The organism is Enterobacter sp. CGMCC 5087 (assembly GCF_003144775.1).
GTDB classification, from domain to species: Bacteria; Pseudomonadota; Gammaproteobacteria; order Enterobacterales; family Enterobacteriaceae; genus Enterobacter; species Enterobacter cloacae_M.
This window is the reverse complement of the sequence record NZ_QFXN01000027.1, coordinates 1-12,900: the sequence shown is the minus strand read 5'-3', so window position 1 is coordinate 12,900 and position 12,900 is coordinate 1. Positions and strand designations below refer to the sequence as shown.

General features: G+C 58.4%; 6 protein-coding genes. 3 read left to right on the top strand and 3 right to left on the bottom strand.

Features of this window, described 5'->3' with window-relative positions; all coding sequences use genetic code 11:
* Positions 1-203: 203 nt before the first annotated feature.
* Positions 204-1,205 (bottom strand): type I glyceraldehyde-3-phosphate dehydrogenase, encoded by a 1,002-nt coding sequence (gap, locus tag DEO48_RS02190; RefSeq protein WP_023311641.1) that lies wholly within the window; start codon positions 1,203-1,205, stop codon positions 204-206.
* 189 nt (positions 1,206-1,394) lie between these two features.
* Here gap and cybB point away from each other — a divergent pair, with 189 nt between their 5' ends.
* Complete coding sequence (gene cybB, locus DEO48_RS02185) at positions 1,395-1,925, top strand: cytochrome b561 (RefSeq protein WP_109844227.1); 531 nt, start codon at positions 1,395-1,397, stop codon at positions 1,923-1,925.
* Between the two features lie 44 nt (positions 1,926-1,969).
* Here cybB and DEO48_RS02180 read toward each other — a convergent pair whose 3' ends face one another.
* Positions 1,970-3,037, bottom strand: a complete 1,068-nt coding sequence (locus tag DEO48_RS02180) for an oxidoreductase (RefSeq protein ID WP_109844226.1) — start codon at positions 3,035-3,037, stop codon at positions 1,970-1,972.
* Positions 3,038-3,050: 13 nt separating this feature from the next.
* Complete coding sequence (locus tag DEO48_RS02175) at positions 3,051-3,794, bottom strand: DeoR/GlpR family DNA-binding transcription regulator (protein ID WP_109844225.1); 744 nt, start codon at positions 3,792-3,794, stop codon at positions 3,051-3,053.
* Between the two features lie 739 nt (positions 3,795-4,533).
* On the opposite strand from DEO48_RS02175, the gene DEO48_RS02170 reads away from it, so the two are divergent.
* Positions 4,534-5,871 carry a TolC family outer membrane protein gene (locus tag DEO48_RS02170; RefSeq protein WP_109844224.1) on the top strand — a complete coding sequence of 446 codons (1,338 nt, stop codon included), beginning with the start codon at positions 4,534-4,536 and terminating at the stop codon, positions 5,869-5,871.
* A gap of 121 nt (positions 5,872-5,992) precedes the next feature.
* Positions 5,993-12,900: Ig-like domain-containing protein (locus tag DEO48_RS02165; protein ID WP_146198229.1), on the top strand; the 6,908-nt coding region annotated here is incomplete at its 3' end.

Here is a 12,900-nt window from a genome sequence, read left to right as displayed (position 1 = left end):
TTTACCGCCGGGAGCCCGGGTTGCCAGGGTGGTGGCGATTGAGCCACCCTGGCACGTTCACCGGTTATGTCGTTAAAGAGTAGCAAGGAACATAAAGTGAACGGAATGACCACCACACCCGTATGTTCCCCTCACCCTAACCCTCTCCCACAGGGAGAGGGGATGCTTCACTGCTCATATTAGCCCTGAATAAAGGCATAGAATTACAGCGCCGCAAACTTATCCAGCGTCCGCACCAGCTGCGTCACGAAACCGTACTCGTTGTCATACCACGCTACCGCTTTCACCAGCTGCAGCTCTCCCGCTTCTGACACCTCCGTCTGCGTGGCGTCAAACACCGAACCGTAATGCGAGCCAATCACATCGGACGAGACAATCTCTTCGTCGGTATACCCGAACGATTTATTGCCCTGCGTCGCCTTTTTCAGCGCGGCGTTGATCTCCTCAACGGTGACTTTCTTGCCCAGAATCGCCACCAGTTCGGTGACCGAACCCGTTTTTACCGGCACGCGCTGCGCGTGGCCCTTGAGCTTACCGCTGAGCGCCGGGATCACCAGACCGATAGCCTTTGCGGCACCGGTGGTGTGGGGAATGATATTCTCTGCCGCCGCCCGCGAGGCGCGAAGGTCTTTCCCGCGCGGGCCATCCACCAGCGCCTGCGTACCGGTATAGGCGTGAATGGTGGTCATGGTGCCCACTTTTATTTCAAACGCATCGTTCAGGGCTTTCGCCAGCGGGGCGAGGCAGTTGGTGGTGCAGGATGCGACGGAAATAATGGTGTCACTGGCGTCAATGGTGTCGTCATTCACGCTGTAGACGATGGTTTTCATGTCACCCGCAGGGGCTGAGATCAGCACTTTCTTCGCGCCGGCGTCCAGGTGCGCCCGTGATTTCTCTTCAGAGGTATAAAAACCGGTGCACTCCACGACGATATCCACGCCTGCGGCTTTCCACGGAATGTGCTTCGCCTCTTTTTCGGCGTACACCGCAATGGTTTTACCATCAACAATCAGCGCATCCTCGGTGAAATCGACGCTCCACGGGAAGCCACCGTAGTTGGAATCATGCCTGAGCAGGTAGGCCAGCACTTTCGGTGAGGTGAGGTCGTTGATGGCGACGACGGTATTGCTGTCCTGGGTTTCAAGAAGGCGACGCAGTACAAGGCGCCCAATGCGTCCAAAGCCGTTAATGCCAATTTTACTCATGGTGTTCTCCTGTAAACGTGTCGATACGACAGTTTGAACTCATCCAGGCTTAGACCATCACGGGCAGGGCGGCAATTGAAGATGCTTCATGCGGGAGGAAGTATTTGAAAAACCATACAGAAAAGTTAATGAATTTTTAAGGAAAGGGGATTATGTTGGCGCGATAACTGTTTTTAATCGGGAAATGACATGCGCACTAAATATACAAGCCTGCAAATCGGCATCCACTGGCTGGTATTTCTGTTAATCATCGTCGCCTACTGCGCCATGGAACTCAAAGGTTTCTTCCCGCGCACCGCGCGTCCAGCGATCAATATGATCCACGTCTCGTGCGGTATCAGTATCCTGGTGCTGATGGTAACGCGCCTGCTGGTTCGCCTGAAATTCCGCGCGCCACCGATTCAGCCGAAGCCAAAAGCGATGGTGACGGGGATGTCCCATCTTGGCCACCTGGTGGTGTATCTGCTGTTTATTGCGCTGCCGCTGATTGGCATTGTGATGATGTATAACCGGGGCAGCGACTGGTTTGCTTTCGGCCTGGCGATGCCGCATGCGGCGGAGTCCAATTTCGACCTGGTTGATATGCTGAAAGAGTGGCACGAGACGCTGGCGAACCTGGGCTATTTTGTGATTGGCCTGCACGCGGCGGCGGCGCTGATGCATCACTATTTCTGGAAAGATAATACCCTCCTGCGCATGATCCCGAAAAAGCGTTCGTAGTCTTTAACGCTTGCCGGGTGGCGCAGCGCCACCCGGCTTATTTTTTAACCCAGCAGCGCACGCTCTTCAGCAGTTAACGCCAGCGCCTGCGTTGACCCCGTCTCCGAGGACTTCACCGCCGCTTCCAGCACGGCCATGACCGCCAGTGCCTCAACAGGGTGGACAGGGTTGGTGATTTTCCCGAGCAGCGCATCACGTACGTTGACGTAATACTGGCGCTGATCGCCTTTCGGGGTAGGGATCGTCTGCGGTGCGCCGTCGGCCCCAAAGAACACCATGCTGTCGCCGTCTTCGCCCCAGGTTTCACTGCCGGGGATCACCCCTGCGAGCAGCTGCGCTTCCTGCTGGTCGATTCTGGCTTTCACCACGCTGCCCTTGTCACCGTGGACGGTAAAGCGTGCCGTACCGCCAGCAACCAGCATGCTGGCGTGCAGAATGACCTTATGCTCCGGGTAGTTTAAGACCACGTGCGCCCAGTCGTTAATTTCTGCGCCGTCGCGCAGCGTCGCGATATTCCCCTGCACCGACTCCGGCAGGCCGAAGAGCTGCAGCGTCTGGTCAATCAGGTGAGGGCCCAGATCAAACCACAGACCGCTCCCGGGGACGTTCTGCTCGCGCCAGCGCACGCGCACTTCCGGGCGAAAGCGGTCGATGTGCGATTCCAGGTGTTTAACCTTGCCGATCGTGCCTTGTTCAATAATCTGCTTAATGCCGAGGAAATCGCTGTCCCAGCGGCGGTTGTGGAAGACGGATAGCAGCAGCTGCTTTTCATCCGCCAGCGCAATCAGGTCGCGGGCTTCCTGCATGTCGAGGGTAAAAGGCTTATCCACGACCACGTGTTTCCCCGAGTTCAGGGCCAGCGTCGCCAGCGGGGCGTGCGTGGCGTTGGGGGAGGCAATCACCACCAGATCGATATCAGGATGCTGAATAGCCTCTTCCGGTGTCGCCACCACCTGTACGTCCGGCAGATCGCGTTTAACTTTCTCTTCATCACGAGAAGAGACCACGGCCAGCTTAATCCCGTCCACAGACTGGATCAGCGGGGCATGGAAGGTTTTACCGACAAATCCATACCCGATCAGCGCAATGTTGATTGTTTGAACTTTACTCATGACCTTCTCCACGTTAATTCGCACACACCGTAACCTGCAGTGCGCTATGGTCCCCAAGCTCAGGCCAGGGACGATCTAAAAAGAGTTGTTGAATGCTGGATAACCCGGAAACCAGATACGGCTCGCAGCGGTTAATTTTCAGGTGGTCGGCGACAATCCAGTGCGCGTGGCTTGCGTCCAGCATTGCGCGTTTAACCTCGGCATCCGCTTCTTTACCGGCGCTCAACCCGAGCTCGGCATGAATGGCGCATGCCCCAAGAATGGCGATATCTGCCCGATACCAGGACAGCAAAGACAGCGTGGCGCTGCCGGCAAACAGTCGCTGCTTGTGGTCCCATTTCCCGCCGAGCAGGATCAGCTCAATATCTTCCCGGTCGCTAAAATGCTGGGCGATATCCAGCGAGGGAGTAATGACGGTGAGCGGCCCCTGAAGAAAGGTGGCGACGGCCATCACCGTGCTTCCGGCATCCAGAAACAGGGTGGAGCCTGGTGGAACCTGCTGTGCGACCTGTTTACCCAGGCGCTGTTTGGCCTCCGGCAGCAGCGTGTTGCGGCCCTGACGGTTCATGGCGGAGAGGTTGAGCGCGATGGCTCCGCCGTGGTTCTTCTGCGCAAGGCCCTGGTTTTCCAGATCGGTCAGATCCCGACGGATGGTATCCGCTGAAACCTGCAGCTTTTCGGCCAGTTCAGTGATGCTTGCCTGGCCTTGCTCGCTGAGGATATCCAGAACGTAGCGTTGACGAGCGGTTTTGTGCATCGGGGTACATTCCTGCAAAATGTCGCAATAGTTTGCATAATACAGCATTTTGACGCAGAGAGAAGGGGAATGTCCTCAGGACGATGTGCAGCGGCGTGATGATTTAGATGGGTGATTATTAAAATTTTATTAAACAGGTATAAGGAAGCCGTATTGAATGTTAATCACGATGTTATTGTTATGTTTTATTAAACGATTTGGGTTATGTAACCAGCGTATCGGCATTGAGTGGTGTTAAATGCTGTTTAGTAAAAATTATGCAGTGTTTAATTGCTTTAATTAGTTATTTAAAAGTTTTTAATTTTGGATATATCCCTTAGGCTACGTAAATTGACACTTCTTTGAAAATCTTTGTGTCTGACCCGCTCTGAAATTAACGCAAAAATGTGCATATTACGAATTAAGAATTTTCCTTAAATAACAGTGGTTTTATATGTTTCATTTGAAACTCCATTTTCAGGGTTTTGTCCAGAAACCCCATGTTTTTTCTTATCTGTAACACCACGTTAACATTGTGGGTGTAGTGGGGTATACCGCATTTTGTTATGCTGCTAACCAGTTTAAGAAATAAGTAAATTCTTAATTGAAATAAAGCGCAGGCAGATCTCATCTCCAATGGAAATGGGTATGGGGATTATTACCTAAAATTCAGCACGGTAGCTAAATAAGATATTTGTCTAATTATCTGTACCTCTTTTTGGGTATTTGCTTGAGTATCACTCAGAGTCAGGGAGATAACATGACGATATTAAGAAAGCCTATGTTACACAGATTTACAGCAGCACTGGCATTCATTTCATTAGCCATAAATACGGCTTTCGCCAATAGTAATCAGGTGGGTATTGCCCCGGTGGCAACCACAACCTTAAAAGAAAGTATTCTTTTTGCGATCGATCGCGATCCGTCAATTAGCCAGCAGGCCGCGCAATTAGGTATTGGCCAGGCACAAATAGATGAAGCGCGCAGCGGCTGGATGCCGCAAATATCGTTGAACGGGAGTACAGGGCACAGCCAGACCACCGATTCCAGCGGGTCGCTGAAGAATTCAGCCGCCTGGGGGCTGAGCCTGACGCAGTTGCTGTACGATTTTGGCAAGACCAATAACAGCATCAGCCAGTCCTCCGCCCAGCGCGATAGCTACCGCTATCAGCTGATGGGCACGCTTTCGGACGTGGCGGAAAAAACGGCGCTGAGCTATGTAGAGGTCAAACGCTATTCCGATCTGCTGCAGGCGGCAATAGATAACGTGCAGGCGCTCAAGAACGTCGAACAGCTGGCAAAGCTGCGCGCAGACGCGGGCGTGAGTTCCACCTCCGATGAGCTCCAGACCCGCACGCGTATTGCCGGCATGCAGGCGACGGTCGCGCAGTATCACGCCGCCTTAAACAGCGCGCGCGCCAGGCTTGCGGTATTAACCGGGATGCAGGCAGAGGCCTATTCGCCGGTGCCCGCGAATCTTGCCGTGGAGCCGGACTCGCTCAACCGCATCGATTATTCCCTGATACCGGCGGTGATGGCCGCGCAAAACATGGAACGCTCGGCTCAGTATGGCGTGGAAACGGCGAAGTCCCAGCACTGGCCTACGCTAAGCCTGAAGGGGGGGCGCACCCGTTATGAATCGGACAACCGTTCCTACTGGGACGACCAGATACAGCTCAATATCGACGCGCCGCTGTATCAGGGGGGCGCGGTTTCTGCTCGCGTTCGGCAGGCGGAAGGCGCGCGGGCCATGGCCTCCTCTCGGGTCGATCAGGCGCGTTTCGATGTCCTGCAAAAAGCCTCCGTCGCGCAGGCTGACTGGACCGGCGCACGGGGACGAATGGAGGCGGGGAAGCAACAGCTGGAAAATGCGCTGCGGGCCCGCGATGTTTATAAAAATGAATACACCCTGAGCAAGCGGAGCATTAACGATCTGCTCAGCGTTGAGCAGGATGTCTGGCAGGCCACCTCAGCGAAAATAATCGCTGAGTATGACGGCTGGAGTTCGGCAATTAATTATGCTTCCGCGGTTGATAATTTAATGCCGCTTATTGGAATAGAGAAAAACGCTGCCGCAAAATTACCCGATTTGAGTTAATAAAAGACGCGCAGTGTTGCGCAAAGTAAGACTGAAAATAATGGGTGTTTTTTCCCAGGGATAGCTACATCCGTCTGGTGGACATATCCACAGGAATCCGTACACCTGCAAGGAGAAGAATATGAGTAACATGAAAGTTGTTGATGTCATCATTCGCAAAACGGCGGAGAAAACTAAATTAACCGGCGAAGGAAATTTGTCGGTCTCTATTTCATCGCCGAGCGTGATTGAAATCCAGGGCTCTGCTCAGGATGTGGCGCGCTATGTCCGCCAGGGTAAAGACCTCCTCATTTATATGAAAGATGGCAGCGTTATTCGCTGCAATAACTATTTCGCAGAAGATCCAGAAACGCATAATCAGTCAGAGCTGGTGTTCAACGACCGTCAGGAACTGACGCATATTTCTTTTGCCGATACCGGGGAAGCATCGGGCGCTGCGGTGACCGAGTTAACCGCGCAGGCCACACCGATTAGCAGCATTCAACCTTTCCTCGAGCAGGAAAGCGTTTTAAGCGACGCGCCGTGGGGCTGGATTGCGGGAGCGGCGTTAGGCGGCGGTGCCATCGGGGCTCTGCTGGCAAACGGCGGTGACGGCGAAACTAAAACAAAAGTCATTGATAATACGAAAGAAGTTGAAAGCGCCACGCCGACCTTCTTGCTGTCGGATAAAGCGGGTGACAAGCAGGGCGTGCTGAGCGCAAACGAGATCACGGATGACAGCACCCCAACCTTTAGCGGTACCGGTCAGCCGGGCGCGACCATCCAGATCAAAGACAGCAGCGGCAGCACCATTGCCAGCACCATGGTCGGTACAGACGGCACGTGGACGGTAATATTACCGACCCAGACGGACGGGGAGCACACCTGGACGGTCGTGCAGATCGACGGCAGTAAAACCACCTCTGCGGGCAGTATCACCGTGACGGTCTCTACCGCCGATGCCGCCATTACGCTGGCCACCACGGCGGGCGATAACGTGCTGAACGCCAGCGAGCAATCTGCGGGCTTTACGCTTTCCGGTGCCAGCAAAAACCTGGCGCAGGGTACCGAACTCACCGTGACGCTGAACGGCAAAACCTACGCGGCTGAAGTCGGGGCAGACGGCGCGTGGAGTGTTAACGTGCCTGCGGCGGACGCGCAGGCGCTGGGCGACGGTACCTGGACGGTTAACGTGAGCGGTAAAGACGCGGCGGGTAACACCGTCAGCGGAAGCCAGACGATTGGGGTGGATACCACCGCGCCAACCCTCTCTGTCGATACCCTCGCGCAGGACAACATCATTAATGCGGCTGAGCACAACCAGCCGCTGACCCTGACCGGTAAAACGAATGCGGAAGCCGGTCAGATCGTCACGGTCACCCTGAACGGTAAAAACTATAACGCCACGGTGGGCAGCGACGGCACCTGGTCCGTCACGCTTGATGTGAACGACGTGCAGGCGCTCAATGAGGGTAATCACACCCTGACGGTTAACGTGAGCGACAAAGCGGGCAACGGCTCGTCCGTGACGGCAGATTTCACGGTGGATACCGCCGCGCCGGTCGTCACCATCCATACCGTGGCGGGCGACGATATCCTCAATATCAGCGAGCAGGGCCAGGCGCACATTATTTCCGGCCAGGCGAGCGGTGCCGCCGCGGGTGATGTGGTCACCGTGACCCTTGGCGGCCAGACCTTCACCGGCGTGGTGCTGGCGGACGGCAGCTGGAGCGTGGGCGTTCCGGCGTCCGTGCTGGGCGCGCTGGGTGAAGGCAACCACACGCTTTCGGTTTCCGTCACTGACGCGGCAGGCAACACCGGCAGCGCCACGCACGGCATTACGCTGAGTGGACACCCGCCGGAATTTACGATTGACGCCATCAGCCAGGATAACGTCCTGAATGCCCAGGAGGCGATGCAGCCTCTGAGCCTGACCGGCACCAGCAACCTGCCGGACGGCACTGCCGTCACCGTGACGCTGAACAACGTCAGCTATCAGGCCACCGTCGAAAACGGTATCTGGGCGGTCCAGGTGCCGGTTTCCGACGTTCTGAATCTGGCGAACACGCTTTACACCGTCAGCGTCAGCGGGACCGACAGCGTGGGGAACAGCGGTTCTGCCGAAGCGAATCTGCTGGTGGATACCGTTCTTCCGCAGGTCATTATCAATACGTTTGCGGGCGACAACCTGGTCAATAACGCCGAAGCGGGCGTCGATCAAACCCTCAGCGGTCGCGTTACCGGCGCGGCGGCGGGCGATACCGTCTCCATCACCGCAGGCGGCAAGAGCTACACCGCAACGGTTGGCAGCGATCTGACCTGGAGCGTGAAAATCCCGTCAGCGGATCTTCAGGCGTTCGGCGACGGGGATTTAACCTTCACCGCGTCCGTCACCAACGGGCACGGCAATACCGGCACCGGCGAGCGGGATATCAATATCAACGCGGAGCTGCCGGGACTGCGCGTGAACACCATTTCCGGCGATGACGTGATCAACGCCATTGAACAGCAGCAGGATCTGAGCGTCACTGGCTCCAGCACCCATCTGGCCGCGGGCACGCAGATTATTGTCACCATCAACAGCGTGGAGTACGTCACCGCGGTTAACGCCAGCGGCAGCTGGCAGATCGGCGTTCCGGCGGCGGACCTGCAGGCCTGGACGGCGGGCGGCATGACGGTTAGCGTCAGTGCGGTAGATGCCTGGGGCAATCCCGTTGCGGCTGAACACCCGATTGAACTCGATCTGAACGCCGTGGCGGTCACTATTGATACCGTCTCCGGCGACGACCTGCTGAATGCGGCAGAAAAAGGCGGTGATTTAACCCTTTCCGGCCAGACGCAGGGCGTGGAGGCGGGGCAGACCGTGGTGGTGAAATTCGCCGACCAGACCTTCACCGCGCAGGTGCAGCAGGATGGCTCCTGGAGCCTGACCGTACCCGCCAGCGCCATGGAAAGCCTGATCGACGGGCGCGCGCAGGTGAGCGTCAGCGTCACTAACGTCAGCGGCAACAGCGCCGACGCCGCGCGCGTGGTCACGGTGGATACGCAGCCTCCGGCGATTACGCTCGATAACCTGACCGCCGACAACATCATCAACGCGGCTGAAGCGCAGCAGGATTTAGCCTTAAGCGGTAGCAGCACTGCGGAAGCGGGCCAGACGGTCACCGTGACGCTGAACGGCAAAACGTATCAGACCACGATTCAGGCGGACGGTACGTGGCAGCTGAGCGTGCCTGCGGCTGACGTGGGTGCCCTGACGGACGGCATTGTGACCGTGACGGCCACCGTGAGCGACGTGGCGGGCAACGCCAGCAGCGCGGACCGCGTGGGTCTGGTGGACGCAACCGTACCGCAGGTGACCATTAACGACTTTGTCACCGACACCAACACCGTTAACCAGCTCGCCCATTCACAGGCGCAGATCCTGAGCGGCTCCGTCACCGGTGCGGCAGCGGGCGACCTGGTCACTGTCACCATTAACAGCGTTGATTACACCACCGTGGTGGATGCGGCGGGGAACTGGAGCCTTGGCCTGCCGGCGTCCGTCGTGCAGGGACTGACTGACGGCACCTGGACAATCGACGTCTCCGTGACCGACCGATCCGGTAATACCGGAAGCAGTTCGCTGGATGTGGTGGTGAATACCGTGACGCCTGTCCTCGCTATCAACACGCTGGCGGCGGACGACGTGATCAACGCAACCGAGAAGGGCGAAGATCTGCTTCTCTCTGGCACCAGCAACCAGCCGGAAGGCACGACCATTACGGTGACCCTGAACGGCATTCACTACACCGCCACCGCTGACGCCAGCGGAAACTGGAGCGTGACCGTACCGGCCTCGGCCGTAAGCGCGCTGGGAGAAGCCCATTACACCGTGACGGCGAGCGTCACGGATAGCGTAGGCAACAGCGCCTCAACCTCGCACGATGTGCTGGTGGACAGCTCGCTGCCGGTGGTAACGATCGACACCCTGGCGGGCGACAATATCGTTAACGCAGCGGAAGTAGCGGCAGGGCAAACCCTGACCGGGAAGGTGACGAACGCGGCGGCAGGTGACACTGTCACTATTATCCTTGGCGGCCAGACGTACACGGCTACCGTGCAGGACGATCTGACCTGGAGCCTGCCGTTAAGCGAGAGCCAGTTAACCGCGCTCGGCAACGGCGACCTCACCGTATCCGCCAGCGTGACCAACGCGCACGGCAATACCGGCTCTTCTTCTCACGACTTCACCATCGACGCCCAGCTCCCGGGACTGCGTATTGATACCGTGGCGGGTGACGACGTGATCAACGTGATTGAACACGCTCAGAACCTGATTGTGTCCGGTACCAGCACCGATCTGGCGGCGGGCAGCACCGTGACCGTGACCATCAACGGCAAAACCTATTCGGCAACGGTACTGGCGGACGGCACCTGGCAGGCGGCGGTACCGGCGGCCGATGTCTCCCAGTGGGCGGACGGTTCGCTGGATATCAAGGCAGGCGCGCAGGATGCTTCCGGCAACCCGGTGACTATTGGCACCGTTGTGGACGTCGATCTCGCGCCTGTTGCCATCACCATCAGCAGCGTGACCGACGATAACGTGCTCAACGCGGCGGAAAAAGGCCAGGATCTTCTGCTTTCCGGCACCACATCCAACGTGGAAGCGGGCCAGACCGTGACTATTACCTTTGCGGGTAAAACCTATACCACGACGGTGGATGCCAGCGGCGACTGGACCTGGACCGTTCCGGCAGCCGATTTGAGCGGCCTGAAAGACGGCGACGCCAGCGTGCAGGTAACCGTCACCAACGTGAACGGCAACGCGGCGTCTTCGGCGCAGGAATTCAGCGTCGATACCACCGCGCCGACGGTGACCATCAACACCATCAGCCATGACAATATGCTGAACGCGGCAGAGGCGGCGCAGGATCTGACCCTGAGCGGCACCTCTACTGCCGAAGCGGGCCAGACGGTCACCGTGACCTTCAACGGCAATCAGTACACCGCGCAGGTGCAGGCGGACGGCAGCTGGACGCTCGACGTTCCGGCGGCGGATATGGCAGGCATCGCCGACGGCAGCGCCGCGGTAACGGCGACCGTGTCAGATAAGGCAGGTAACCCGGCCAGCGCGGGCTCCTCGGTGCTGGTCGACACCACCGTACCGCAGATTTCATTCAACATCGTTGCGGGCGATGACATCATCAATATTGCCGAGCACGGCCAGGCGCTGATCGTCTCCGGTAAGGTGACGGGCGCGCAGGCGGGCGACGTGATTACCGTGACCCTGAATGGTAAAGATTACACCGCCATGCTGGATGCGTCCGGCAGCTGGAGCGTGGGCGTTCCGGCGGCGGACGTGGGCGCGCTGGTCAACGGTGAGCAGACGATCTCCGCGACCCTCACCGACAAAGCCGGTAACAGCACCACCGCGACGCACGAGTTTGACGTCTCCCTGACCGCGCCGGTCATTGCCATCAATACCCTGGCGGCTGACGACGTGATCAACGCGACCGAGAAAGGCCAGGATCTGCAGGTGTCCGGCACCAGCAACCAGCCGGAAGGAACCGCCATTACGGTGACGCTGAACGGCATCAGCTATACGGCCACCGCCGACGCGAGCGGGAGCTGGAGCGTGACCGTTCCGGCGGCAAACGTCTCGGCGCTGGGCGAAGCGAGCTACGTGGTGACGGCGAGCGTAACCGACACCGCGGGCAACAGCGCGAGCACCGGTCACAGCGTGCTGGTCGACAGCGCGCTGCCGCAGGTCACCATCAACCCGGTCGCCACGGACGACGTTATTAACGCGGCGGAAGTGGCTGCCGGACAGACCCTGAGCGGGAAAGTGAGCGGCGCGGCGAGCGGTGACACCGTCACGATTTCAATTGGCGGCAATACGTACACCGCGATGGTTCAGGACGATCTGAGCTGGTCGGTCAACGTGCCGTCCACGATCTTAACCGCCATCGGGAACGGCGATCTGACCGTGTCAGCCAGCGTCACCAACGGCCACGGCAACACCGGAACCGGCGAGCGCGAAATCGTGATAGACGCTAACCTGCCTGGCCTGCGGGTCGACACCGTGGCGGGCGACGATGTCATCAACAGCATCGAGCACGCTCAAAACCTGATTATCACCGGCTCCAGCGAAGGCCTGGCAGCGGGCGCTGCGTTAACGGTGACCGTCAACGGCAAAACCTACGCCGCAACCGTGCTGGCGGACGGCACCTGGACGGCTGCCATTCCGGCGGCAGACGTCAGCGCGCTGAATGCGGGCACGGTCACCGTGACCGTGGAAGGCCAGAGCGCGGCGGGCAATCCTGTTTCCATCAGCCATGACGTGAAGGTGGATCTGGCGGCAGTCGCCATCAGCATTAACCCGATTGCCTCGGACGACGTGATCAACGCGGCTGAGAAAGGCGCGGACCTGGTGCTGTCCGGCTCGACCTCCAACGTGGAAGAAAACCAGACCGTCACCATCACCTTCGGCGGCAAGTCGTACACCGCGACGGTTGATGCCAGCGGCAACTGGACGGCGACCGTACCGTCTGCCGATTTGGGCAGCCTGAAGGACGGCGATGCCAGCGTGCAGGTGAGCGTCACCAACGTGAACGGCAACAGCGCGTCGGCAGGCCGCGAGTACAGCGTGGACGCCACCGCGCCGACGGTGTCTATTGAAATTGTCAGCGATAACAACATCATCAATGCGGCCGAAGCGCAGCAGGATCTGGTTATTGACGGCGTGACCAACGCCGAAGCGGGCCAGGCTGTCACCGTGACGCTGAACGGCGTGGACTACACCACCACCGTGCAGGCAAACGGCAGCTGGAGCGTGACCGTGCCGTCCGCGGATCTGAGCGGCATTACCGACGGCAGCTACACCATCAGCGCCGCCGTGTCTGATAAGGCGGGCAACCCGGCCTCTGCGGATCGCGACGTGCTGGTGGATACCACCGTCCCGCAGCTGACCATCCACACCGTTTCCGACGACGACGTGATCAACAGCGCCGAGCATGCGCAGGCACTGATTGTCACGGGTTCCGTGACCGGCGCGGCGGCGGGCGACGT